The sequence below is a fragment of the Streptomyces atratus genome (assembly GCF_900119365.1).
In the GTDB taxonomy this organism is placed as follows: domain Bacteria; phylum Actinomycetota; class Actinomycetes; order Streptomycetales; family Streptomycetaceae; genus Streptomyces; species Streptomyces atratus_B.
On the sequence record NZ_FPJO01000008.1, the window covers coordinates 245794 to 270530 of the forward strand.

16 protein-coding genes and 4 pseudogenes are annotated in these 24737 nt (G+C 73.1%); 13 read left to right on the top strand and 7 right to left on the bottom strand.

Features of this window, described 5'->3' with window-relative positions:
* The first annotated feature begins 100 nt into the window (after nucleotides 1-100).
* From BT364_RS16925 to BT364_RS16940, 4 genes are all read left to right on the top strand, one after another.
* Nucleotides 101-739, top strand: a complete 639-nt coding sequence (locus BT364_RS16925; protein ID WP_079179497.1) for a GNAT family N-acetyltransferase — start codon at nucleotides 101-103, stop codon at nucleotides 737-739.
* Nucleotides 740-1105: 366 nt separating this feature from the next.
* Complete coding sequence (gene tdh, locus BT364_RS16930; protein WP_072485995.1) at nucleotides 1106-2134, top strand: L-threonine 3-dehydrogenase; 1029 nt, start codon at nucleotides 1106-1108, stop codon at nucleotides 2132-2134.
* Nucleotides 2135-2185: 51 nt separating this feature from the next.
* A complete protein-coding gene (locus BT364_RS16935) occupies nucleotides 2186-3379 on the top strand; it encodes a glycine C-acetyltransferase (protein ID WP_072485996.1) in 1194 nt (397 codons plus the stop codon).
* 85 nt (nucleotides 3380-3464) lie between these two features.
* On the top strand, nucleotides 3465-4397 hold the full coding sequence (locus tag BT364_RS16940) for a LysR family transcriptional regulator (protein ID WP_072486053.1): 933 nt from the start codon (nucleotides 3465-3467) through the stop codon (nucleotides 4395-4397).
* 19 nt (nucleotides 4398-4416) lie between these two features.
* Here the strand turns inward: BT364_RS16940 and BT364_RS16945 are convergent, their stop codons facing one another.
* Nucleotides 4417-7071 (bottom strand): ABC transporter permease, encoded by a 2655-nt coding sequence (locus tag BT364_RS16945; RefSeq protein ID WP_072485997.1) that lies wholly within the window; start codon nucleotides 7069-7071, stop codon nucleotides 4417-4419.
* Nucleotides 7068-7784, bottom strand: a complete 717-nt coding sequence (locus tag BT364_RS16950) for an ABC transporter ATP-binding protein (RefSeq protein WP_072485998.1) — start codon at nucleotides 7782-7784, stop codon at nucleotides 7068-7070. Before BT364_RS16950 ends, BT364_RS16945 begins: the two co-directional genes overlap by 4 nt.
* Before the next feature lie 169 nt (nucleotides 7785-7953).
* On the opposite strand from BT364_RS16950, the gene BT364_RS16955 reads away from it, so the two are divergent.
* The 4 genes and pseudogenes from BT364_RS16955 (at nucleotide 7954) to BT364_RS16965 (ending at nucleotide 11384) form a co-directional block, all read left to right on the top strand.
* On the top strand, nucleotides 7954-9261 hold the full coding sequence (locus tag BT364_RS16955; protein WP_072485999.1) for a sensor histidine kinase: 1308 nt from the start codon (nucleotides 7954-7956) through the stop codon (nucleotides 9259-9261).
* Complete coding sequence (locus tag BT364_RS16960; RefSeq protein ID WP_072486000.1) at nucleotides 9249-9908, top strand: LuxR C-terminal-related transcriptional regulator; 660 nt, start codon at nucleotides 9249-9251, stop codon at nucleotides 9906-9908. The genes BT364_RS16955 and BT364_RS16960 overlap by 13 nt, the downstream gene beginning before the upstream one ends.
* Before the next feature lie 38 nt (nucleotides 9909-9946).
* A pseudogene (locus tag BT364_RS39195) lies at nucleotides 9947-10185 on the top strand (hypothetical protein); the annotation flags it as partial.
* Between the two features lie 71 nt (nucleotides 10186-10256).
* A complete protein-coding gene (locus BT364_RS16965) occupies nucleotides 10257-11384 on the top strand; it encodes an aminopeptidase P family protein (protein WP_072486001.1) in 1128 nt (375 codons plus the stop codon).
* A gap of 49 nt (nucleotides 11385-11433) precedes the next feature.
* Here the strand turns inward: BT364_RS16965 and treZ are convergent, their stop codons facing one another.
* Nucleotides 11434-13236, bottom strand: a complete 1803-nt coding sequence (gene treZ, locus BT364_RS16970; RefSeq protein ID WP_072486002.1) for a malto-oligosyltrehalose trehalohydrolase — start codon at nucleotides 13234-13236, stop codon at nucleotides 11434-11436.
* Between the two features lie 183 nt (nucleotides 13237-13419).
* Here treZ and BT364_RS16975 point away from each other — a divergent pair.
* Nucleotides 13420-13985, top strand: a pseudogene (locus BT364_RS16975) (family 1 glycosylhydrolase); the annotation flags it as partial.
* Nucleotides 13986-14241: 256 nt separating this feature from the next.
* Here BT364_RS16975 and BT364_RS16980 read toward each other — a convergent pair.
* Nucleotides 14242-15195 (bottom strand): GNAT family N-acetyltransferase, encoded by a 954-nt coding sequence (locus BT364_RS16980; protein ID WP_072486003.1) that lies wholly within the window; start codon nucleotides 15193-15195, stop codon nucleotides 14242-14244.
* 184 nt (nucleotides 15196-15379) lie between these two features.
* Here BT364_RS16980 and BT364_RS16985 point away from each other — a divergent pair, with 184 nt between their 5' ends.
* Entirely contained in the window at nucleotides 15380-15946 is a 567-nt protein-coding gene (locus tag BT364_RS16985; protein WP_072486004.1) for a DUF1707 and FHA domain-containing protein, read from the top strand.
* A gap of 26 nt (nucleotides 15947-15972) precedes the next feature.
* On the opposite strand, the pseudogene BT364_RS16990 reads toward BT364_RS16985, so the two are convergent.
* Nucleotides 15973-16515, bottom strand: a pseudogene (locus tag BT364_RS16990) (dihydrolipoyl dehydrogenase); the annotation flags it as partial.
* Between BT364_RS16990 and BT364_RS16995 the strand changes: the two are divergent.
* Together BT364_RS16995 and BT364_RS17000 are read left to right on the top strand one after the other, a co-directional pair.
* Nucleotides 16508-17077 (top strand): annotated as a pseudogene (locus BT364_RS16995) (LysR family transcriptional regulator substrate-binding protein); the annotation flags it as partial. The pseudogenes BT364_RS16990 and BT364_RS16995 sit on opposite strands and share 8 nt — an antisense overlap.
* A gap of 124 nt (nucleotides 17078-17201) precedes the next feature.
* Nucleotides 17202-18257, top strand: a complete 1056-nt coding sequence (locus BT364_RS17000; protein WP_072486005.1) for a cytochrome P450 — start codon at nucleotides 17202-17204, stop codon at nucleotides 18255-18257.
* On the opposite strand, the gene treY is transcribed toward BT364_RS17000, so the two are convergent.
* Both treY and glgX read right to left on the bottom strand, forming a co-directional pair.
* A complete protein-coding gene (gene treY / locus BT364_RS17005) occupies nucleotides 18244-20613 on the bottom strand; it encodes a malto-oligosyltrehalose synthase (RefSeq protein ID WP_072486006.1) in 2370 nt (789 codons plus the stop codon). The genes BT364_RS17000 and treY overlap by 14 nt on opposite strands.
* A gap of 90 nt (nucleotides 20614-20703) precedes the next feature.
* On the bottom strand, nucleotides 20704-22869 hold the full coding sequence (gene glgX, locus BT364_RS17010; RefSeq protein ID WP_072486007.1) for a glycogen debranching protein GlgX: 2166 nt from the start codon (nucleotides 22867-22869) through the stop codon (nucleotides 20704-20706).
* Nucleotides 22870-23435: 566 nt separating this feature from the next.
* Between glgX and BT364_RS17015 the strand changes: the two genes are divergently transcribed.
* Nucleotides 23436-24668: an SAV2148 family HEPN domain-containing protein gene (locus BT364_RS17015; protein WP_072486054.1), complete on the top strand. Its 1233-nt coding sequence runs from the start codon at nucleotides 23436-23438 to the stop codon at nucleotides 24666-24668.
* The last annotated feature ends 69 nt before the right edge of the window (nucleotides 24669-24737 follow it).

A 24737-nucleotide genomic window follows, 5' to 3' on the forward strand; every position in this document is an offset into this window, starting at 1 on the left:
CCGGTCCCGACTTCGTGTGCGGCGCGGTGCGCACGGGCCTTGACCTCGGCGCTCCGGAAAATCGCTGGTCAGGGGCTCGGCTCTTCGGTAGGAAGGTGCCATGAGTACTTCCTCCTCCCCGCAGGCCGCCCAGAACCCCGGCCCCGTCGACCGCAAGTCCTTCATCCGCACCACACTCGATCTGGGAGACGTGGTGCTGCGCCCCTGGAGCCGGGAGGACGCCGGATCGGAAGCCGTGCTGGACGGCCTGGTGGCCGCCGGGGCGGATCCGGCGATCGCCCTCTGGAACCCCATAGCGACAGCCGACCGGGACGCGGCCCGCGCCTGGGTGGAGGCGCGCGACGGTGGGTGGGAACGCGGCGCGGCCGCCACCTTCGCCGCCCTGGACGCCGCCGACGGCACCCTGCTGGGCAACGTCACCCTGCGCTGGGTCGACCGCGCGGACGGACTGGCGATGATCGGCTACTGGCTGCTGCCCGCCGCCCGTGGACGGGGCTTCGCGACCAGGGCGACCGGGGCGGTGACGAGCTGGGGCTTCGCGACGGCCGACGCCCGCCGCATCGAGATCGCCCACGCCGTCGGGAACGAGACGTCCTGCCGGGTGGCCGACCGCTGCGGCTACCTCCCCGAGGGCACCCTGCGCGACTCCCACCGCTTCGGCGACGGCAAGTACCACGACGAGCACCTGCACGCCCGCCTGGCCACCGACCCGGAACCGGCCCGGACCGAGGGGGAGTAGCCCGGACGACACCCCCGTACGGCGGTTCGGTGACGACCCCGGGTGCCTGGGCGCCCCCGGACTGCTGTCCGCCCTGATCGCCGACCGCTCGCCGCCGCCCTCGCCGGACCCGGCGCGGTCCGGACGGGGGAACCGTGCCGACGGCATGAAGCGGATCTTCGGGCGCGCTTAAGAAAACCTCGATGGACCTGTGGCGCGGGGTGCGGCAGATTTCTCCGTGACGGCCGAGGATGGTGCGCGGCAGCCGACCGACGCGCGCTGCCGATGTGTCCCGTCCCTCTCGATCCTCCCCGGGCCGCAGGCTTTCCACAGGCATGCCCCCGGCCCGGGGTACTCAACGCCGCACCAGCGCAGGGAGCCGCAGCCGTGAAGGCACTCGTGAAGCAGAAGGCCGAGCCGGGACTCTGGCTGATGGACGTGCCGGAGCCGGAGACCGGCCCCACGGACGTACTGATCAAGGTCCTCCGTACCGGCATCTGCGGCACCGATCTGCACATCCGCAACTACGACGGCTGGGCGCAGCAGGCCGTACGCACCCCGCTCGTCCTCGGGCACGAGTTCGTCGGCGAGGTCGCGGAGACCGGCGCCGACGTCGTCGACATCAACGTCGGCGACCTGGTCAGCGGCGAGGGCCACCTGGTGTGCGGCAAGTGCCGCAACTGCCTGGCCGGCCGCCGCCACCTGTGCCGTTCCACGGTCGGCCTCGGTGTCGGCCGGGACGGGGCCTTCGCCGAGTACGTCGCCCTGCCCGCGTCCAACGTCTGGGTGCACCGGGTTCCCGTCGACCTCGACGTCGCCGCGATCTTCGACCCGTTCGGCAACGCCGTGCACACCGCGCTGTCGTTCCCGCTGGTCGGTGAGGACGTACTGATCACCGGCGCCGGGCCGATCGGCATCATGGCCGCGGCCGTCGCCAAGCACGCGGGTGCCCGCCACGTCGTCATCACCGACGTCAGCGAGGCCCGCCTCGAACTGGCCCGGAAGGTCGGCGTCAGTCTCGCCCTGAACGTCGGCGAGGAGACCATCACCGAGGGCCAGAAGCGCCTGGGACTGCGCGAGGGCTTCGACGTCGGCCTGGAGATGTCGGGCCGGCCCGAGGCGATGCGCGACATGATCGCGAACATGACGCACGGTGGCCGGATCGCCATGCTCGGACTGCCGTCCGAGGAGTTCGCCGTCGACTGGGCCCGCATCGTCACCTCGATGATCACCGTCAAGGGCATCTACGGCCGTGAGATGTACGAGACCTGGTACGCCATGTCCGTACTGCTGGAGGGCGGCCTCGACCTCGCCCCCGTGATCACCGGCCGGTACGGCTACCGCGACTTCGAGGCGGCCTTCGACGACGCGGCGAGCGGCCGCGGCGGCAAGGTCATCCTCGACTGGACCTCCTGACCCGACGCCTCCGAAGACGACGCCACCGCAGACAGCTGGGAGACACCCCTCATGTTCGACTCCGTACGCGACGACATGCGCACCACCCTCGAAGAGATCGAGGCCGCCGGACTGCACAAGCCCGAGCGCGTGATCGGCACCCCGCAGTCCGCGTCGGTCGCCGTCACCGCGGGCGGCCGCCCCGGTGAGGTGCTCAACTTCTGCGCCAACAACTACCTGGGCCTCGCCGACCACCCCGAGGTGATCGCCGCCGCCCACGAGGCGCTGGACCGCTGGGGCTACGGCATGGCCTCGGTCCGCTTCATCTGCGGTACCCAGGAGGTCCACAAGGAGCTGGAGCAGCGGCTCTCCACGTTCCTCGGCCAGGAGGACACGATCCTCTACTCCTCCTGCTTCGACGCCAACGGCGGTGTCTTCGAGACTGTCCTCGGCCCGGAGGACGCGGTCATCTCCGACGCCCTCAACCACGCCTCCATCATCGACGGCATCCGCCTCTCCAAGGCCAAGCGGTTCCGCTACGCCAACCGCGACATGGACGACCTGGAGAAGCAGCTCAAGGAGGCGTCCGGCGCCCGGCGCAGGCTCGTCGTCACCGACGGCGTCTTCTCCATGGACGGGTACGTCGCGCCGTTGCGCGAGATCTGCGACCTGGCCGAGCGCTACGACGCCATGGTCATGGTCGACGACTCGCACGCCGTCGGATTCGTCGGCCCCGGCGGCCGCGGCACGCCGGAGCTGCACGACGTGATGGACCGGGTCGACATCATCACCGGCACCCTCGGCAAGGCGCTCGGCGGCGCGTCCGGCGGCTATGTCGCGGCCCGCGCCGAGATCGTCGCGCTGCTGCGCCAGCGCTCCCGCCCGTACCTCTTCTCCAACTCCCTCGCCCCGGTCATCGCGGCCGCCTCGCTCAAGGTCATCGACCTGCTGGAGGCCGCCGGCGACCTGCGCGAGCAGCTCGACGCGAACACCGCGCTCTTCCGCACCCGGATGACCGAGGAGGGCTTCGACATCCTGCCCGGCGACCACGCCATCGCCCCCGTCATGATCGGGGACGCGGCGAAGGCGGGCCGGATGGCGGAGCTCCTCCTGGAGCGCGGTGTGTACGTGATCGGCTTCTCCTACCCGGTCGTCCCGCAGGGCGCGGCCCGGATCCGCGTCCAGCTCTCCGCCGCGCACTCCACGGCGGACGTGAACCGCGCCGTGGACGCGTTCGTCGACGCGCGGGCCGCACTGGGGGAGTAGCGCCCGGACGCCCCTGCCCGCAGGCTCACCCGGGAACCCCGCCCGGGAGGCGGGGTTCCCTCCGTGACCTGGGACAATGGGGCACATGATCGATTCACGGCGGCTGCGCATCCTCCGTGCGGTGGCCGACCACCGCACGGTGACCGCCGCAGCCGCCGCGCTGTATCTCACCCCCTCCGCGGTCTCCCAGCAGCTCGCCGCGCTGGAGCAGGAGACCGGGCACCGGCTCGTCGAACGGGGCGCGCGAGGCGCCCGGCTCACCCCCGCCGGAGAGATCCTGCTGACCCACACCAACGCGGTGCTGGCCCAGCTGGAACGGGCCGAGGCGGAGCTCGCCGCCTACAACGCGGGGGACGCGGGTACGGTCACCGTCGCCGCGTTCGCCACCGGCATCGGCCTGGTCCTCGCCCCCGCGATCGCCGAACTGACGCACACCGCGCCCGGCATCCGCGTCCGGGTCCAGGACGCCGAGGGCGACGCGAGCGTGCCGATGGTGCTCGACCGGCAGGTCGATGTGGCGGTCGCCGTCGAGTACCGGGGCGCCCCGGGCGAGGACGACCTGCGGCTGACCCGGGTGCCGCTGTACTCCGAGCCGTTCGACGCGGTGCTGCCGGTCGGGCACCGGCTGGCCGACCGGGCGCAGGTGGCCATCGCCGACCTGGAGAAGGACGCGTGGATCGGCCCGTACCCCGGCAACCCCTGCCACGACGTGGTGGTCCTGTCCTGCGAGTTCGCCGGCTTCCAGCCGAGGCTGGCGCACTCCTCGGACGACTTCCGCGCGGTGGTCGCGCTGGCCGGGGCGGGAGCCGGGGTGGCGCTGGTGCCGCGGTCGGCGCTGCGGGGGATGGAGCTGGCGGGGGTGGTGGTTCGGCCGGTGGCGGGCAGCGCGCCTACCCGCCGGGTCTTCGCCGCGGTACGGCAGGGGGCGGAGAGGCATCCGCTGATCGCCCCGGTGCTCGACGCGCTGGCCGCCGCGGCGGCCCGGGAGGGCGCGCTTCCTCTGCCCGCGTCACCGTGACACCCCGGGGCAACCGCCCTCACATCCGCCGCCCGAGGCCGGACCGGCCGCCGGACGACCCCGGCCACAGCGCCCCCGCACCCGCCGCGACCGTCACGGCCAGGGCGAGCACCCCGTACCGCTCCGGTGGCAGATACGGCACCGAACCGGTCGCCGACACCGCGAACGCCACCAGCGGGACCGCCGCGACCAGCGTGCCGATCGCCAGCCCGGCCACCGCCACCAGCCCCGTCTCCAGCACCAGCATCCGCCGCACCTGACGGCGGCCCGCACCGACCATCCGCAGCAGCCGGAACTCGGCGCGGCGGCCCACCGTGATCAGGGACAGCGTGCTGACCACGGCGAGCAGCGCGAAGCCACCGATCACCCCGACACCGATGATGATCATCGCGTTGTCCTGGTCCGAGGACGTGGGTGCGATCCGTACGTCGTCGGCCGTCGCGGGCCGGACCCGCACCCCCTCGTAGGGGGCGAGCGCACGCCGTACCGAAGCGGCGGTGGCGGCGGCCGTGCCGTCCGTCGAGCGGATCAGGATCCGCTGGTCGCGAAGGGCCGGGACATGCCCCGCCAGCGCCTCGCGCGGCAGCATGAACTCACCGAGCCCCAGCGCCCGTTCGTAGAGCGCCACCACGCGGAGCCGTACTTCGGTGCCGTCGCCGAGACGGAGCTTCACCCTGTCGCCGGGGCCGACATCGAGATCGTCGGCCCGGTCCTCGCCGACCGCCACCGTGCTCCTGCCGGTGAGGTCGGCCAGATCGCCCGCGGTGACCCGCGGATCGAGCGTGCCGGCCAGCTGGTCCGCCGTCACGCCCAGCACCGGGAACCGGTCGAGCTTCGGATCGCCCATCTCCCGGTGGGCGAGGACGACCCCGGAGCGCAGCACTCCGGTCGCCGCCGCCACCCCCGGTGCCTCGCGCACGGCCCGGGCCGCACCGGCCGGAAGTCCGGCCGCCGGGCCCGTCACCACCAGATCGGCCCGGAGCGCGGCGGCGGCCTGCCGGCCGGCGGCCCGCTCCAGCGTCGAGGCCGCCGCCAGCTGTACACAGACGAACGCGACGACCAGCACGATCGGCGTGATCGCCGCACCGAGGCGCCGATTGTGCGCGGCGGCGGACCTGGCGGCGAGGAAGCCGGACACCCCACCGGCACGCCGCACCGGAGTGCCGAGGACCCGCATCGCCACCCGGGCGATCCACGGTCCGAGCAGCGCCACGGCGATGATCAGCGAGGTCGCCGCGCCCGAAGCGGCCACCGCGGCGGCCTGCCCGCCCTGCGCCGTCGCCGCACCGGCCGCACTCACGCCCGCCACGGCCAGCACCGACCCGCAGACCGTACGCACCCGCCCCGGCTCGCCCGGCTCGGGAGCACCGGCCGCGCCCAGTGCGGCGGCGGGCCGCAGCCCGGTGATGGACCTGGCCGCGAGGACCGACACCGGGCGGGCGGCGAGCGCGACGAGCACGGCGGCCGCGGCCGCAGCGGCGAACGGCAGCCACACCGGTACCGGCAGCGGCAGCGGGTCCGTCGTCAGGAGCGACCGCATCAGCAGCCCCAGCGGTACGGCACCGACCCCGCCCAGCACCGCCGCGGCACCGGCCACCCGGCTCACCTCACGGCCGACGGCCGACCTGAGCTGCCGGGGCGTAGCCCCGACGGCACGCAGCAGCGCCAGCTCACCGGAGCGCTGGTGGACCGCCTGGGAGAGCGTGGTGGCGATCACCAGGAGCGCCACCATGAAGACCGTCCCCGTGATGGAGGCGAGCAGCGGCAGCAACTCGTCGCGGGCGCCGAGCGCGTCCGGGTACTCGGCCTGCCCGCGCTCCGGGCCGGTGAGCACCCGGATCGCGCGGTCGCCACGGGCCCGGTCGGGCAACGCGTCCTCCAGCGACGCCCGCAGCGCACCGGTCAGGACCCCGGCCTCGGCGACGATGCCGACGGCGTCGACCGTGCCGGGGTGCCCGGCCAGGGCGGTGAGGTGTTCCTCGGTGAGGAAGACGGCGGGGGAACCGCCCCCGTGCCCGGCGCCGACGACACCGCTGACGGTGTACGGCCGCGGAGCCCCGTCGACCTGCAAGGTCACCTGGTCGCCGGTGCCGCTCCCGGTGGCCGCCGCCAGCACGCCGTCGAGGACCACCTCGGTGGCGGTCCTCGGCGCGTGGCCCTCCGTCAGCCGGTACGGGGTGAGCGCGGCGGCCGCCCAGGAACGGCCGGAGCCCGAGGCCGCGCCGCCCTCGCCGCCCACGGTCACCGGTACCGAATCGTCCGCGACGGCCTTCGCGACGCCGTGCGCGGCGGCCGCCCTCGCCACCACGGAGCGGTCGAGCCGCACTCGTTCCGGCAGATACGCCGTCGCGGTCTGCGGCTCGCTGCCCCACGGCTTCGCCGTGTACGTCACCTGCTGATCGGCCGCCACCACCGCGTCGGCCCCCGCGTAGCGCTCCACCGGCGGCTGCGCCAGCAGCAGCGAGCCCACGACGAGAGCGAAGGCGCCGATCAGCGCGGCAGCCGCCGTTGTCGCCACGAACACCGCGCCCCAGGCCCGGCGGTGCGCCTTCAGCGACCGCCGGGCGAGGAACGCCGACGCCCGACGGACACCGCGCCGTACATCCGGCCCGGGCCGCGCATCCGACCGGGACCGGACCGCCGCGTCGCTCCCGCTTCTGTTCTCCTTGCTCATCGCAGCCGGCCGCCGTCCATCGTCAGCACGGTGTCCGCCCAGCTCGCCGCCACCGGGTCATGGGTGACCATGACGACCGTACGGCCGTCGATCCGCACCGCGTCCCGCAGCAGGCCGAGCACCAGCGCCGCCGACTCCGGGTCCAGGGAGGCGGTCGGCTCGTCCGCGAAGATCACCTCGGGTTCGGTCACCAACGCCCTTGCCACCGCGACCCGTTGCTGCTGCCCCCCGGAGAGCGTCGCGGGGCCCCGCGCCCCGCGGCCCGCCAGCCCGACCCGGGCCAGCAGGTCCCGCCCCCGGGCCAGCACCCGCTCGTCCGCCGGGTCGGCGCCCGCCAGCACCAGTGGCAGCACCACGTTCTCCTCGATGCTCAGCGAAGGCACCAGATTGAGGGCGTGCGACTGGAAGACGAAGCCGATCCGGTCCCGCCGCAACCGGGTCAGCGCGGCCTCCGAGAGCGCACCGAGATCGGTGTCCCCGATCCGTACCGTGCCCGAGGACGGACGGTCCAGACCCGCCGCACACTGAAGGAACGTGCTCTTCCCCGACCCCGAAGGACCCACCACCGCGGTGAAGCTCCCGGCCGGGACCACGCAACTGACCGCGTCGAGCGCGGTCGTCTCCCGGCCGCGCCGGCCGTGGCGCCGGCTCACCGACTCCAGCCTCAGCGCGGACGACCGCACCGCTGTGATCGTGTCCACCGTTGCCTCCACCTTTCCTTCCCTGCCCCCGTATGGCCCTTCTGACCTGGGTAAACGCTACGAATCCGAGGCCGTCCGCACGAGGGTGCGCGGTCCCGGAACGGGGGTGCAGCCAGCTCCACCCCGCCTCGGGGGAGGGCCCCACTCCGGCGGTGGGCGAGCCCCCGTAACGTGATGCGTCATGAGCACCACTCCCGTCCCGCTGACGGCCGCCATCCGGCGTTCCTGGGACGCCTCGCGCTATCTCGCCATCGGTATCGCGGTCGCGCTGCTCGCCTATGTGAGCGCGTTCCTCGTGGTGGCGGTGCTGCTGTTCGCCGCCGTGATCATCGGGCTGCCCGCGCTGCCGGAGGCCGCCAAGGTGCTGCGCCGGTTCGCGGAGTTCGAGCGGCGCAGGGCTGCGGCGCGGCTGGGCGTGCCGTTCACACCGACGCGGTATCCGCCGCTGGACAACGGTGAACTGTCCGAGCGGGTACGGCGGGTGCTCGCCGATCCGACGGTCTGGCGCGACGCGCTCTGGCTGCCCCTCCAGGCGCTCATGGGCAATGCCATCGGCTACCTCGCGATGGTGCTGTGGCCGGTCGGGCTCCTGGTGGACGGGGTCGCACTGCCGGTCGTGCATCTGCTGGACCGGCGCGCCGCCGACGAGTACGGGACCCCGTTGCCCGAGCGGCAGGGGTGGGTGCTGCGCTGGCACGGCGTACTCGCGGACCTGTCGGCCGGCTGGACACGGTCGCTGCTCACCTCGTCGCCGTCGGCCGCGCTCGCCGAACGGATCGCCCAGCTGACCGAGAGCCGGGCCGGCGCGGTCGAGGCGCACGGTGCCGAACTGCGGCGCATCGAACGCGATCTGCACGACGGAGCCCAGGCCAGGATCGTCGCCCTGTCGCTGCGCATCGGCCTCGCCAGACAGCTCCTGGACAGCGACCCGGCCGCCGCGCGCATCCGCCTGGACGAGGCACAGGACGGCGCGGAGGCGGCCCTCGCGGAACTGCGGCACGTGGTGCGCGGCATCCATCCGCCGGTGCTGACGGACCGCGGACTGGCGGGCGCGGTCCGGGCGTTGGCCGCCGACGCGGGCGTGCCCGTCACCGCGGAGCTGGACGGTGTCGAGGACGGCCGGCGGCTTCCGGCCGCGATCGAGGCCGCCGCCTACTACGTCATCGCCGAGGCGCTCACCAACATCAGCAAACACAGCGGTGCGACAGCCGCGACTGTGAGCATCGAACGTACCCCCGGCACCCTGCGCGTGACCATCAGCGACAATGGGCACGGCGGCGCGGGCGAACGGCACGGCACCTGGGAGAAGCCCTCCACCGGCGGCGATCGCCCGAGCCCCCGGCCCACGTGGGCAACGGACCGGGGTGGGTCCGGCAGCGGGCTGGTCGGCATCGGACGGCGGATCGCCGCCCTGGACGGCACCACCCGCATCAGCAGCCCCATCGGGGGGCCGACGGACATCGAAGTGGAGCTGCCGTGCGGATCGTGATCGCCGAGGACAACGCGCTGTTGCGGGAGGGCCTGATCCTGCTGCTCACCGGCTCGGGCCACGAGGTGGTGGCCGACGCGGCGACCGGACCCGAAGTGCTGCCCGCCCTGCTGGAACACCGCCCGGACGCCGCCGTGCTCGATGTGCGGCTCCCGCCCAGCTTCCGCGACGAGGGGCTGCGCGCCGCGCTCGCCGCCCGCGCGGAGCTGCCCGAGCTGCCGATCCTGGTGCTCTCGCAGTACGTGGAGGAGACGTACGCCGCCGAGCTGCTCGCCCAGGGCGCGCAGGGCATCGGCTATCTCCTGAAGGACCGGATCGGCCGGGTCGACCAGTTCCTCCAGGCGCTGGACCGGGTGGCGGCCGGCGGCACGGCGCTCGACCCCGAGGTCGTGACCCAGCTGCTGACCCGCAAGTCGTCGGCCGAGCCGCTGCGGAGCCTCACCCCGCGCGAGCGCGAAGTGCTGGAACTGATGGCCCAGGGCAAGGCGAACGGCACCATCGCCGCCGAACTCGTCGTGACGGAACGGGCGGTGAGCAAACACATCGGCTCGATCTTCGCCAAGCTCGGCCTGGAACCCGACGACGGCACGGTGCACCGACGGGTGCTGGCGGTGCTGGCGTATCTGGAGGGCAAGGGGACGCGCTGACCCGGAGCCGTACCCGTACCCGTACCCGTACCCCGTGAAGGCCGCTGCTCGACGGGGTGTGGTTCCTGGAGGCCGACCCGGCCCTGCGGGTACGGCGGCTCGTCGAGCGGCATGTGCGGTTCGGGAGCCGCGACCGTACGCCGAGCGCGTGCGGTTCGGGAAGCCGCGACCGTACGCCGAGCGGTGGGTGGCGGAGTCCGACGAGGTCAACGCGCGCCTGGTCGAGCGAAGGCGGGCCGGCGCCGACCTCGTCGTGCGGCAGGGTCCGGAGACCTGAGCCCCGCTCGCGTCGACCGGCCCGGAAGGGCAGGATGCTGTGTGCCGTGTCGCGTCACCAGGAGGTCCCGCATGTCCAGCCGGAGCCGGCCCGTACCGTTCACCGCCGACGACTACCGGGCCCGTATGACGCGCGCGGCCGAGACCGCCGCCGAGGCCGGGCTCGCGGGCGTCCTGGTCGCGCCCGGACCCGACCTCGTGTACCTCACCGGCTATCAGCCCGTGAACACCGAACGCCTCACCGTCCTCGTCCTCACGGCCGGTCAGGACCCGGTCCTCGTCGTTCCGACGCTGGAGGCCCCGGACGCCGAGAAGGCCGTCGGTGCCCCGGCCCTCACCCTGCGGGACTGGACCGACGGCAAGGATCCCTACGCCGTCACCGCGCCGCTGCTCGACGACGCGGGCCGCTTCGGGATCAGCGACAACGCCTGGGCGATGCATCTGCTCGGGCTGCAGCGCACCCTGCCGGGCACCTCGTACGTCTCCCTCACCGAGGCGCTGCCGATGCTGCGCGCGGTGAAGGACACCCATGAGCTGGAGCGGCTCGCGGCCGCCGGAGCCGCGGCCGACGCCACGTACGAGGAGATCCTCAAGGTGCGCTTCTCCGGCCGCAAGGAGACCGAAATCGCCGCCGAACTGGCCGAGCTGCTCAAGAAGTTCGGGCACTCCCAGGTCGACTTCACGGTCGTCGGCTCCGGCCCCAACGGCGCCAATCCGCACCACGAGGCCGGTGACCGCACCATCGAGCGGGGCGACATGGTCGTACTCGACTTCGGCGGCCTCAAGCACGGCTACGGCTCGGACACCTCCCGTACGGTCCACGTCGGTGAACCCACCGCCGAGGAGCAGCGGGTCCACGACATCGTGCGGGAGGCGCAGGAGGCGGGCTGCGAGGCGGTCCGGCCGGGCGTCGCCTGCCAGGAGATCGACCGCGCGGCCCGCGCGGTCATCACCGAGTTCGGCTACGGCGAACGCTTCATCCACCGCACCGGCCACGGCATCGGCGTCACCACCCACGAACCGCCCTACATGATCGAGGGCGAGGAGCAGCCGCTGGTGCCCGGGATGTGCTTCTCCGTGGAGCCGGGCATCTACCTGCCGGGCCGGTTCGGCGTACGGATCGAGGACATCGTGACCGTGACCGAGGACGGCGGCCGACGCCTCAACAGCACCGCGCGCGAGCTGGCGATCGTCGAGTAGCCGGACACGGGGCGGGGCGCGAGGTGCGTCCCGCCCCGTGTCCGGACCGTCAGCCGTCGGTCAGCACCACGCAGGACTCCGGAGGCAGGCGCAGCAGCCCGTCGGCGCCCGGGGCCTCCACCGGCTCCCACGCCGCGACCACCCGGTCCCCGCCGCCCCGGCGCCGCCCGCCGCCCAGCGGGATCGTGGCCGGCTTCTCGCCGAGGTTGACCGCGATCCGCAGATCGCCCCTGCGGTACGCCAGCCAGCGCGCCTGTTCGTCGTGGGCGGTGCGCACCGACGCCAGGTCCGGGTCGTGGAGGTCGGGCAGGGCGCGGCGCAGCGCGATCAGCTCGCGGTACCAGGCGAGCAGCCGGGCGTGCGGCTCCTGCGAGGGTTCGTTCCAGTCCAGACAGGAACGGTTCCGGGTGGCCGGGTCCTGCGGGTCGGGAATGTCGTCGGACACCCAGCCGTGCGCCGCGAACTCCCGCCGCCGGCCGCTGCGTACGGCCTCGGCGAGCTCCGGATCGGTGTGGTCGGTGAAGAACTGCCAGGGGGTGCGCGCGCCCCACTCCTCGCCCATGAACAGCATCGGCGTGAAGGGCCCGGTCAGGACGAGGGCCGCGGCGCAGGCCAGCAGGCCGGGGGAGAGGGCGGCGGAGAGCCGGTCGCCCAGGGCCCGGTTGCCGATCTGGTCGTGGGTCTGGGCGTAGCCGACGAAGCGGTGGGCGGGCGTGCGGGTGATGTCGACGGGGCGGCCGTGGGTGCGGCCCCGGAAGCTGGAGTACGTGCCGTTGTGGAAGAACGCGCTCGTCACGGTCTTGGCGAGGGCGGCCAGCGGAGCCTCGGCGAAGTCCGCGTAGTAGCCCTGGGACTCCCCGGTGAGCGCGGTGTGCAGGGCGTGGTGGAAGTCGTCGTTCCACTGGGCGTGCAGACCGATGCCGCCCGATTCGCGGGGGGTCGTGGTCCGCGGGTCGCAGAGGTCGGACTCGGCGATCAGCGGGAGCGGACGGCCCAGCTCGGCCGCGAGCGCGTCGGCCGCCGTGGACAGCTCCTCCAGGAAGGTCAGCGCCCGCCCGTCGGCCAGGGTGTGGACCGCGTCGAGCCGCAGCCCGTCGAGCCGGTAGTCCCGCAGCCAGGCGAGCGCGCTGCCCAGCAGGAACGCCCGCACCTCGTCCGAACCGGGGGCGTCGAGGTTGACCGCCGCACCCCACGGCGTGTGATGGGTCTCGGTGAAGTACGGGCCGAAGGCCGGGAGATGATTGCCGGACGGGCCGAGGTGGTTGTGGACCACGTCCAGGAGGACCGCGAGCCCGAGACCGTGCGCCGTGTCGACGAAGCGCTTGAGCCCCTCCGGCCCCCCGTACGGCTCGTGCACGGCCCAGAGCGACACCCCCTCGTACCCCCACCCGTGGGTGCCGGGGAACGGGCAGACCGGCATCAGCGACACATGGGTGACGCCGAGCTCGGCGAGGTGGCCCAGCCGGGCGGCCGCGGCGTCGAAGGTGCCCTCGTCGGTGTACGTACCGATGTGCAGCTCGTACAGGACGGCGCCCGGAAGTCCCCGGCCGGCCCAGTCGCTGCGCCATTCGAACAGCGAGTGGTCGACGACGGCGCTCTCGCCGTCCGGCCCGTCCGGCTGGCGGCGTGAACGCGGATCGGGAAGCACACGCAGGCCGGCACCGCCCCCGTCGCTGCCGCCCTCTTCGCCGTCGCCCCCGTCCAGGACGAAGCCGTAGCGGTCCCCGTCAGAGGCCTCCGCCTCGGCCGTCCACCAGCCGTCCCGCCCGGGATCACGTCCCATCGTCCGCAGCTCGCCCGACAGCCGCAGCCCGACCGAGTCCGCATCCGGTGCCCATACCTCGAACAGCATTGCAACGCTCCTCGTCTCCTCGCCCCGTGCCCCATCGTCGGCAGCAGCCGCGATCACCGGCCCACGACACTGGATCGAGCCCGTTACTGGCGATTAAGGTCTGGTTCTGATCATTGCCCCGCCGGGTTCCGCTCAATACGCACTCCCTCTTACGGCTGTGGAGGCCGAGATGACTGTGCCGTCGTTCCCGCCCGGCTTCCTCTGGGGAGCCTCCGCATCCGCCTTCCGGACCGAGGGGGCGGCCGACACGAGGGGTACGAGAAGACCGACTTCGGCTGGCCCGTCGTTCCCGACGGCCTGCGCGAGACCCTCGTCCAGCTCCACCACCGCTTCGGCGACCGGCTCCCGCCGCTCTACATCACCGAGAACGGCTGTGCCGTCGACGAGCCCGCCGAGGACACCCGCCGCATCGCCTACCTGGAAGGGCACCTGCGGGCCCTGCGCACGGCCATCGACGCGGGTGTCGACGTGCGCGCTACTTCACCTGGTCGCTCACCGACAATGTCGAGTGGATCGAGGGCGCCAGCAAGCGCTTCGGCCTGGTCCACATCGACTACGAGACACTGCGCCGGACCCCCAAGGACTCGTACGGGAAGACGGCGGCCGGGGACGGCAACCTGCTGCTCGACGTGGGGCCGCTCGGCGAGGACGCGACGATCCCCGCCGAGCAGCAGCTCCGCCCGGAATGGCTGGCGGAACTCACCCCCCGCACTCAGATCAGATGGATGCGTTCCTGGTTGATGCGATGACCGGCCCGCGCGAACGCGGCTGCCATCGGCGCGTTGCTCCGGTCGGTGGCGCCGCGCGCGGATGACCAGATCGGTCATGGAACAGTCCTCCGGAAGAAGCGGTGCGCTTCCGGTCAGACCGAAACCGGAACCGCCCGGCGAACGGGACGGGAGCGCGGGAATGAAGTGGTACGTGTACGCACTGTTCTCGCCTCCTTCCTCGGTTCTCGGGCGGAGCAGTCACCGTAACCGGCGAGCCGGTCGGCCGTCCACCGATTCAGTTCCACACCATGTCGAAGGAGCGCTCGAAGTTCACGTACCCGAGGCGCGCGAAGGACTTGGCCATCGGTACGTTGCCGAGGTCGGTGGCGGCCCGGATCCGTGCCACGCCGTCCTGCGCGGCCAGCACCCGGGTGCCCTCGGCGAGGACGTCGTCGATGTAGCCGTGGCCGCGCCGGGCGGGCAGCACACCGATGTACGCGATGATCGGGTTGTAGCTGTTGCGCGCCGGGATCACGAACCCGACCGGTTCACCGTCCGGGAGCTCGGCGATCCGCCACCACTCGCGCGGGGTCCGGTACTCCGCCAGCTCCTCGTCGTAGTGCTTCTCGGCGGCCTCGCGGGCACTGAGCCCGGACGCCAGGTCGGCCTGCCCGTGGGCGTCGAGGGTGCCCTCCATCACCGGTGTCATCAGCGCGAGGAGATCCTCGCGACCGTCGACCGGGCGGAACCGGAGCCGGCCGCTGCCGGCGGGGACCGGCGTGCCGGCGCGCCACTCCAGGCGGAGCCGCTCGACCAGCATCCGCGCACCGGAACGCTCCATGACCCGGATCCGGGCCTCGACGGCGTCGCGGACGGCCGGGTCCTCGCGCCAGTCGGCCGGTACGAAGCGTCCGTACTCGGGCCGCGGGGCGCCGGCCGGCACGACCGCGGCCGTCGCCGTCTCCAGCAGCTTCAGGCCGATCTCGCCGCGGTCGGGCTCGGGCAGGGTGTCGTCCAGGTCGAAGAAGTCGAGGAGCAGCGGCGCCTCCCCGCTCAGGCTCCACCACGCGATCCGTGCCACCAGGTGTTCGCCGCGCATCGCCACCCACATCCACTCGGGGCGGCGACGCCCGCTCTCCAGGTCGTCGGCGAGTTCGTGATCGAGGGTGTACGAAAGCCGGCGGAAGAGCCCGAGCTCCTGCGGACCGGCGAGCGGACGGATGGTCAGTTCCTGTGGTGCAAGGGTCACACAAGCTCCTCGGGCTGCGCAGGCGTGCCTTCCGGCGGATGCCGGGCGGCCTGCGGCGGGAGACAGTAGCAACGTCCCCGCGGCCGTGCGCGGGGATATTCGCGGCAGGGCGTTCCGCGCGGCCCGGGGCGGGACACGGGAGCGTTCTGGACACTCCGGGGCGGTCGGACCGACAATCGGCTGTGTGACGTCCTCCTTCGAGTCCCACACGTATCCCGTGCGGCTGTCCGACGCCCAGCGCGACCGCGTGCTCGGCGTACTCAGAGACGGCGCGGCGGAGGGAAAGCTGTCCCACGACACCTTCATGCGGCGCATGGAGCTGGCCCTCACCGCCCGGCGCTCCGAGGAACTGGACGCACTCACCGCCGACCTGGAGGGCGAGGGCCGCTGGTCACGGCGGATACTCCGGGTCGTGGGCGGGGTGTCCGGATTTCCTGGCCGGGTACGCCGGGTCTGGCAGACCGAGCGGCTCCCGAAGCTCCTGCTCCCCACCCCCAGCCCGCACCCCCTGCTGATCGGCCGCGATCCCGGGAACGGTCTGCGGCTCAACCACGAGACCGTCTCCCGGATGCACGCGGAGCTCACCGCGCGGGGCGGCTGCTGGCTGCTGCGCGACCTCGGCTCGACCAACGGCACCTGCGTCAACGGCCAGCGGGTCACCGGCACGGTCCCGGTCCGCGACGGGGACCAGGTGAGCTTCGGGCGGATGAGCTTCCGGCTCTCCGCGCCCGTCCTCGGGCCTCCGGACTGAGATCCCTCGCCCGGGGCCCGGCCGGTTCAGGACCGCTGGTGCAGTCCGCGTCCGCCGAGGGTGAGAAAGACCTCGCCGACCGCCTCGGAGAGCGTCGGATGGGCGTGGACGTGACGGGCCACATCCCCCGGTTCGGCGTCCCAGCCGACGACGAGCTGACTCTCGGCGATCATCTCGGAGACGTGCGGTCCGACGAGATGCACCCCGAGCACCCGGCCGCCGCGCTCGGCGACGACCTTCACCATGCCGCCCCGCCCGTGCACCGTTCCCTTGGCCACCGCGGTCAGCGGCATGCTGCCCACTATGACGTCGTGCCCGGCGTTACGGGCCTCCGCCTCGGTCAGGCCCACCGCGGCGGTCTGCGGGGACGAGTACGTGACCCGGGGGACGGCGGCGTAGTCCACCGCCGGTGAGGGCAGACCGGCCAGCGTCTCGGCGACCAGCAGACCCTCCGCGAACGACGCGTGGGCCAGCCCGAGGGACGGCGGCGGCAGCAGATCGCCCACCACATGGATGCCCGGCACGGACGTTTCGAGACGCGACCAGTCGACGGGCGCGACGCGCTGGCGCCGGGCGCACCCCGGGGTCGGCCTGGTCCTCCACGAGTACGCCACCCCGGAAGCCCTGGAGGAGCAGCTCGAACGCGGCACCGCCGACCTGGCCGTCGGCCCGCCGCCCGCGCACTGGCCGGGGCCCGTCGTCCCGGTCGGCGAGGAGGACATCGTCCTGGTGGTCCCCTTCGACGACCCGCTCGCCGGACGCACCTCGGTCCGCCTGCGGGAGCTGGCCGACCGGCTCCGGGTGCGCTGCGCGATGGAACCCGTGGTCCAGGGCAGGCCGTTCCTCGACCTGGCCTGCGGAGAGGCCGGCTTCACACCCCGTACGGCGGTACGCACCGAACACACGTCGACGGCGGTGCGGATGGCGGCGGCCGGGGTCGGGGTCGCCACGGCGCCGGCGCATGTGGTCCGGGGCGCGGTCGGTGAGGACTGCGCGGCCCTCGCCGTGGAACCTCCGTGGCGGCGTCGGCCGGCGGTCTTCTCCCGGGTCGAACTCACCGGGGCCGCCGCCGCGTTCACGGACCTGCTCGGGGTCTCCTGGCCGCTGTGCCCCCGGACGCCGACGGGCTGAGACCCCGACCGGGCGTACCGCCGTCACCCGGACGGCCGTACGTCGGCTGCGTGACGCCGCCGCCGGTGGTCCGCTGGGGGGAAGCCGCGCCGCACACCGGCGCCCTGACGCCCCGGGGGTACCGATGCAGGCCGACGCGCCGGAAGGCATACCCGTGGCGGAACGCGGCCGCCGGACCGGCAGGCCGGCGCGCGGCCCCCGCCCGAGCACCGGCCCCAGCCTGCTCGCACCCGGCGCGGTGCACGACCCTTACCGGCTCTACCGCGTCCTGCGCGAGGAGTACCCGCTCAGCTACGACGCGCCCCTGGGCGCCTGGCTGGTCAGCCGGTACGCGGACGTGGCCACGGCCCTCACCGACCCCCGTTTCGCCGGCCTCCCGCACGACACCGCACCCCGTGGCGGCCCCGCCCCGCTCGGCCTCTGTCACGGCAGCCCCCTCTGCGCACCCCGCAAGCACCGCACGCCCGCGCCCGGGCCGGTGCACCATCACATGCCGGACCCCGGCCCGGTACCACGTCACATGGCAGCGCGGATCGAGCGGACCGCGTACGTCCTGGCGCGCCGGATCGCCGGCCGCCAACAGGCCGACCTCGTCGAGGAGTTCTGCCGCTGGCTGCCCGTCGGCGCCACCCCTGACGCGAGCGTCCGGCCGCACCGGCTGCCCGGCGCCGGGACGGTCACCACCGCCGCACCCTGCACCCGGCACACCGGCCTCCGCGAGAGAGCGCTCGCCTCCTTCCTCGCCAATGTGCTGGACGCCCCCGACCTCCTCGCCGCCCTGCGCATCGAACCCGCCCTGGCCGACCGGGCCTGGACCGAGTCGCTGCGCCGCGACCCTCCGGTCCAGGTGGTGCTGCGCCGTACCGTCACCGAGGTCGCCCTCAGCGGCGGCACCCTGCCCGCCGGGGCGGACGTCGCCTGCCTGATCGGCTCGGCCGGCCGCGATCCGGAACGGTTCGCCGCCCCCGACCTCTTCGACCCCTTCCGCCGCGACCAGGGCCGGTCCCTCACCGGCCCCGCGTCCTGCCCGGCCGTTCTGCTCGGCCGACTGGAGGCCCGGCAGGGCCTGGGCGCGCTGCTCGACGCGATGCCCCGGCTCCGCTGGGCCGACGGATTCCGCCCGGCCGGCACCGGGCTGCTCACCCGTGGTCCGCGGGCCCTCCTCGTCAGGCCCGGCTGAGCAGCGCCACCGGCCGCCCGGCGAAGAGCTCGGCGAGTGCGACCGATCCCCCGGCGAACTCCCGACCGGACGTCAGCAGATCGGTCCACGGACCGTCGTCCGGCAGCGCCAGCTCCGTGTCGTGCCAGCCGCCCGACTCCGCCAGCCGCAACGACAGCCTGGTCACGGCGGTGACCACCTCGCCCGAGCGGCAGAACGCCAGACAGTGCGCGGCCGCCGGGCCACGGGCACTCAGCGGGGCGTACGTACCGGACTCGCCGAACACCTCCGGCCGCTCGCGCCGCAGTCGCAGGGCGACCGCCGTCAGCTCGCCCTTCTCGCCGAGGGCCCCGTCCAGGGACGGCTCGCTGAACGGCCGCCGGTTGTCCGGGTCGACCAGCGCCAGGTACTCGCGCTCCGTGCCCTGGTACAGATCCGGCACACCCGGCATGGTCAGATGCACCAGCGCCGCCCCCAGCACATTGGCCCGCACATACGGGTCGAGCGTGTTCGCGAACCGCTCCAGGATCTCGCGCACCGGACCGGAACCGGCGGCCGGCCCGGCCGCGACGAAGTCCGTCACCGCCCGCTCGTACCCCGGATCGGATTCGGTCCAGCTGGTGAAGAGCCCCGCCTCGCGGACCGCCTTCAGCAGCGCCGGCTCCAGCCGGCCCGCCATCTCGCCGCCCGGCAGCCTCGCGCAGCCCACGGCCGTCTGCCAGGCCTGCCAGGCGAGCTGGGCGTCGGGCGCGGTGGCCGGGGTGGCCCGCTCCAGCTCCGTCAGCAGCCCGGACCACGACTCCGGGCACTGAGTCAGCACCGCGATCCGGGCCCTTACATCGGCGCTGCGCTTGGTGTCATGGGTGGTCAGCGCCGTGCCGGTGGCGGGCCAGTCGCGGGCCAGCCGGGCACAGAACGCGTGGAACTCCTCCGGCGTCACCGCGGGCTGTCCGGGTTCGCCGCCCACCTCGTTGGCCGAGATCAACGGCACGTACCGGTAGAACGCCGTGTCCTCGACCGATTTGGCGCGCAACGCGGAAGCGGTCTGGGCGAACCGGGCACAGAACGCGGCCCGCTCGGGCCCCTCTCCCAGCCGCCCCAGCGCCAGCTCCCGGACCACGTCGACGGCCGAGGCCTCCTCCGCGACGGCGAACATCGCCTTCGCGTCCCGCACGACCGCGTCCGGCAGCGTCTGTTCGGCCGTCGCCGTGCGGGGCCCGCCGGCCGTCGCGTACGGGCGGTAGACCGGTACCCGCACGAGCAGTTCGCGCACCGCGGCGTGCAGCGTCCACGGGGCGTGATCGCGCAGCGCGGGGTCGTCCGCGCAGATCCGTACGGCGAGCCGGGTCAGCAGCTCCGTCTCGGCGGCCAGTTCATGCGTCACCACCCGGTACGCGGCGCGGCGCACGGTCGCCGTCCAGTGACCGCCGCGGTCGCCGGCGGGACCCGCGTACTCCCGGTAGCGGCCGACCAGCTCCGCCGCGCCCATCGGGTCGACGAACAGGCCGTCGACGCGGTGCAGCACGTCGTACCCGGTCGTCCCCGCGACGGCCCAGTCCGCGGGCAGCGGCTCGCCGCCGGTGAGGATCTTCTCCACCACCGTCCACCGCCCGCCGGTCGCCGCCGAGAGCCGCTCCAGGTAGGCCGCGGGGTCGGCCAGCCCGTCGGGGTGGTCGATGCGCAGCCCGTCGACGACACCGTCCCGGATCAGTTCGAGGATCTTGCCGTGGGTGGCGGCGAAGACCTCGGGGTCCTCCACCCGCACCCCGATGAGCTCCGAGATGGTGAAGAACCTCCGGTAGTTCAGCTCGGTGCGGGCCAGCCGCCACCAGCCGAGCCGGTAGTGCTGGGCGTCCAGCAGCTCGGGCAGCGGCAGACCGGCGGTGCCGGTCCGCAGCGGGAACTCCTGCTCGCCGTAGCGCAGCACGTCCCCGTCGGCCCGGAGCCTGCCGAGCTCGTCGCCGATCCGCCCGCCGAGCACCGGCAGCAGCACCTTGCCGCCGCCCGCCGCCCAGTCGATGTCGAACCAGCGGGCGTACGGGGACCCGGGGCCCTCGCGCAGCACCTCCCACAGCGCGTGGTTGTGGCGGGGGACGGCGGCCATGTGGTTCGGCACGATGTCCACGATCAGTCCGAGACCGTGCCCGCGCGCCGTGCGGGCCAGCTCCCGCAGCCCTTCCTCGCCGCCGAGCTCGGCGCGGACCCGGCCGTGGTCGACGACGTCGTAGCCGTGCCGGGAGCCGGGCACGGCCTCCAGGACCGGGGACAGATGCAGATGGGAGACGCCGAGCGAGGCGAGATACGGCACGGCGTCTCCGGCGGCCGAGAACGGGAAGTCGGGCTGGAGCTGGAGCCGGTAGGTGGCGGTGGGCGTCATGCGGACGTTCGTACCCAGCCTGGCGGCATCTGTGTCACGGAACGCCGCAAAGGGCTCGACCGGCGGTGTGCCCCGGCCGCCTGACACGCCCTAAGCGGGCCGCTGCAGCACGGCCATGCTGCGTCCGACCAGTTTCACCCGATCGCCCGCCGCCACCTTCGGCCCCGAGCCGGGCATGACACCGACCGGGCGGGCCGTGTCGACCACCACCAGCCACTGCCGGCCGTGGTTGACCGGAACGGAGAACTCCAGCGTCTCGGCGCTCGCGTTGAACATCAGCAGGAACGAGTCGTCGGAGATCCGCTCGCCGCGCGGCCCCGGCTCGGAGATCGCGTGTCCGTTGAGGAAGACCGTCAGCGCCTTGGCGTGCGCGGCCTGCCAGTCCCGCTGCGTCATCTCGCGGCCCTCCGGCGTGAACCACGCGATGTCCGAGAGCTCGTCGTGGGTGCCCTCGACCGGACGGCCGTGGAAGAACCGGCGGCGCCGGAAGACCGGATGGTCGCGACGGAGCCAGACCATCGCCTGGGTGAACTCCAGCAGACTGCTGCCGAGGCCGCTCTCCCCGTCCCGGTCGGCCTCCTGCGCGTCGTCCTCCGCGGCTTCTGCCGGGTCCGGCCAGTGCACCCACGACAACTCGTTGTCCTGGCAGTACGCGTTGTTGTTGCCTCGCTGCGTACGCGCGAACTCGTCGCCGTGGCTCAGCATCGGCACGCCCTGCGACAGCATCAGCGTGGCGGTGAAGTTCCGCATCTGCCGCATCCGCAGATCGAGGATCTCCGGCTGGTCGGTGTCCCCCTCCGCGCCGCAGTTCCAGGACCGGTTGTGGCTCTCGCCGTCCCGGTTGCCCTCGCCGTTCGCCTCGTTGTGCTTGTCGTTGTACGAGACCAGGTCGTGCAGCGTGAATCCGTCGTGGCAGGTGGTGAAGTTGATCGAGGCGAGCGGCCGCCTGCCGTCGTCCTGGTACAGGTCCGACGAGCCGGTCAGCCGTCCGGCGAACTCGGCGAGGGTCCGGGGCTCGCCCCGCCACAGGTCCCGCACGGTGTCCCGGTACTTGCCGTTCCACTCGGTCCACAGCGGCGGGAAGTTCCCCACCTGGTAGCCGCCCTCGCCCACGTCCCACGGCTCGGCGATCAGCTTCACCTGGCTGACCACCGGGTCCTGCTGCACCAGGTCGAAGAAGGACGACAGCCGGTCCACCTCGTGGAACTGCCGGGCCAGGGTGGCCGCCAGATCGAAGCGGAAGCCGTCCACATGCATCTCCGTGACCCAGTACCGCAGCGAGTCCATGATCAGCTGGAGCACGTGCGGCGACCGCATCAGCAGGGAGTTCCCGGTCCCCGTCGTGTCCATGTAGTACCGCTGGTCGTCCGCCAGCCGGTAGTACGAGGCGTTGTCCAGGCCCCGGAAGGAGAGCGTCGGACCCAGGTGGTTGCCCTCCGCGGTGTGGTTGTAGACCACGTCGAGGATCACCTCGATGCCGGCCTGGTGCAGCGCCCGCACGGCCTGCTTGAACTCCAGCACCTGCTCACCGCGGTCGCCCCAGGAGGCGTAGGCGTTGTGCGGGGCGAAGAAGCCGATGGTGTTGTAGCCCCAGTAATTGGCCAGCCCCGCGTCGGCCAGCCGGTGGTCCTGGACGAACTGGTGAACAGGCATCAGTTCGATGGCCGTGACGCCCAGTTCCGTCAGATGGGCGATCACCTCAGGATGGGCCAGCCCCGCGTAGGTTCCGCGCAGATCCTTCGGCAACCCCGGGTGGAGCATCGTCAGGCCCTTCACATGGGCCTCGTAGATCACCGTGCGGTGGTAGTCCGTACGGGGCCGCCGGTCGTCGCCCCAGTCGAAGTACGGGTTGACCACGACCGAGGTCATGGTGTGCGGCGCCGAGTCGAGGTCGTTGCGCGCGTCGGGCCGGCCGAACGGATAGCCGTACACCGCCTCGCCCCACCGGATCTCTCCGGCGACGGCACGGGCGTACGGGTCGAGCAGCAGTTTGGCCGAATTGCAGCGGGCGCCGCGCTCCGGCTCGTACGGCCCGTGGACCCTGAAGCCGTACCGCTGACCGGGCATCACGCCGGGCAGATAGGCATGGCGGACGAAGGCGTCGGTCTCCCTGAGCTCCACCGCCGTCTCGGAACCGTCGTCGTGCAGCAGGCACAACTCGATTCGTCTGGCGGCCTCCGAGAAGACCGCGAAGTTGGTCCCGGCGCCGTCGTACGTGGCACCGAGGGGATACGCCTGTCCCGGCCAGACCTGCATAGGTTCGACTCTTCCACTTCTGATCCGGGTGCCTGGAGCTTGCGGGCTGCCAGAACCCGTCCGACCCCTGATCCGCCGGACAGGCCCTGGAGTCTGTCGGGTGGCCTCCGACCGGGCGGCCACGCCCTGATGCGCACGCTTCCCGCGTTGTCGTCGGTCGCCGACGCTCCGCGTCGACTCCCTCCTCCGCCTTGGAATCGCACGCACCGGACCGCGTCCGCTATCCGATCGGAGGCCACCCGACAGGCTCTGAGCCAGATCTTCCCCGAAACAGGTGCGGCTACCTAGGACCGACCGGCACGTCACGCGGTCCGGTCAACATCGGGCCTCTCCGTGTCGCCCGGAACCGGGATCCGGACCCCCGGCCCCGGCGCTCGCCCGGTACTGGGCGCCGGATGGGGTGCTCAATCACTATGAATCCCCTCACTACGGCAGATCTTGCCGCCGGGAACATCCCCGCGTCACAGGGGAGTTGACGAAGCAGCATGTGCATCCGGCTGCACCGGCTCCCGCTCCCGGAGTACCCTTCCTTGATCGTTGGTGGGGGAGTGGAAGGCGGTGCGCGGGTGAGCTCGGGAGGCTTCGAGCTGCCCCCAGGTGACCCAGGTCACGAGGGGGAATCCACCGATGTCCCGCCAGGGGCGGTTTCACTTGCGCAGCCCATGGAGATCGGCGCGGAACTGGACTGGGGGGCGGACGCCTGGAGCGAGGTGCGTACGCGCGCCCAGCGGGCCGGGCGGGCCTACATCTGGCTGAATCTGGTGGAGCAGCGGCTGCGCGCCGTGGTCGCCGCGGTGCTCCGGCCCATCTACGAGCCGGTGCACGGCGAGGACTGGGTGGTGGCCGCCGCCGGGCCCGCCGGGCAGGAGTGGGTGCAGCGCGCCGTCGCCGTGCGCGAGGTCTCGCGCCGCAAGGGCTATCTGCTGGACCCCGCCGACGACAACGTCCTCAGCTTCCTCACGCTGCCTCAGCTGCGTGAGCTGATGGTCCAGCACTGGCCGTGCTTCGAGGCGTACTTCGACGACCGGCGCGAGGTGGAGCTGGCGCTCGACGAGCTGGAGGTCGCCCGCAACGTGGTCTCCCGCAACCGCGCCCTGAACGAGGCGGTCCTCGCCCAGGCCGAGCGCGCCTCCGCCCGGCTCCTGGAGATCCTGGGCAGCGGCGCCGCCGTCCCGTCGGCCGACCGGCTCCCGGTCGACGCCGTCGAGGAGCTGGTCGGCGACCGGTACGCGGACGTGGTCTCCGTCCACTCCGACCGGGTGCGGCTCCAGCGCCAGCTGCCGGCCGAGGATCTCTTCGGCGGTTCGCGCCGGCTCGACGCGATCGGCATAGGGCTCAATCTGCTGGTGCAGAACTTCTCCGGCCGCCGGCTGATCCGGCTCGCCGAGTCGGGCTGCCGGGTGCGGCTGCTCTTCATCAACCCGGCGAGCAGCGCGGTCAAACGCCGGGAGCGCGAGCTGGGCCTGAAGAAGGGCGAGCTGAGCCGGACGGTGGAGATGAACATCCTCCATATGCGCCGGGTCCGCTCCAAGCTCCGCGATCCGGGAGCCTTCGAGATCCATGTGTTCGACGAGACCCCGCGCTTCACGGCCTATCTGGTGGACGGCGACGGGACGGACGCGGTCGGGGTCGTGCAGACCTATCTGCGGCGCGCACGCGGCATGGAGGCACCCGTGCTGGTGCTGCGCGGCGGCGGGCGTGCCGTGGTCCGGGCGGGGCAGGACAACGAGCACGGGCTGTTCGAGACGTACCGCGAGGAATTCGAGTCCGTGTGGGCGGACTCCCGGCCCGTCTCCTGAGGGGCCGCGACCGCGTTGTCAGTGGTGCATGCGAGGGTGGTCATCACCTGGGGGAGAGCACCACGAAGG

Coding starts and splice junctions, on each gene's coding strand:
- BT364_RS16925 (WP_079179497.1), top strand. CDS start 101: ATGAGTACTTCCTCCTCCCCGCAGGCCGCCCAGAACCCCGGCCCCGTC.
- BT364_RS16935 (WP_072485996.1), top strand. CDS start 2,186: ATGTTCGACTCCGTACGCGACGACATGCGCACCACCCTCGAAGAGATC.
- BT364_RS16940 (WP_072486053.1), top strand. CDS start 3,465: ATGATCGATTCACGGCGGCTGCGCATCCTCCGTGCGGTGGCCGACCAC.
- BT364_RS16945 (WP_072485997.1), bottom strand. CDS start 7,071: ATGAGCAAGGAGAACAGAAGCGGGAGCGACGCGGCGGTCCGGTCCCGG.
- BT364_RS16955 (WP_072485999.1), top strand. CDS start 7,954: ATGAGCACCACTCCCGTCCCGCTGACGGCCGCCATCCGGCGTTCCTGG.
- BT364_RS16965 (WP_072486001.1), top strand. CDS start 10,257: ATGTCCAGCCGGAGCCGGCCCGTACCGTTCACCGCCGACGACTACCGG.
- treZ (WP_072486002.1), bottom strand. CDS start 13,236: ATGCTGTTCGAGGTATGGGCACCGGATGCGGACTCGGTCGGGCTGCGG.
- BT364_RS17000 (WP_072486005.1), top strand. CDS start 17,202: ATGCAGGCCGACGCGCCGGAAGGCATACCCGTGGCGGAACGCGGCCGC.
- treY (WP_072486006.1), bottom strand. CDS start 20,613: ATGACGCCCACCGCCACCTACCGGCTCCAGCTCCAGCCCGACTTCCCG.
- glgX (WP_072486007.1), bottom strand. CDS start 22,869: ATGCAGGTCTGGCCGGGACAGGCGTATCCCCTCGGTGCCACGTACGAC.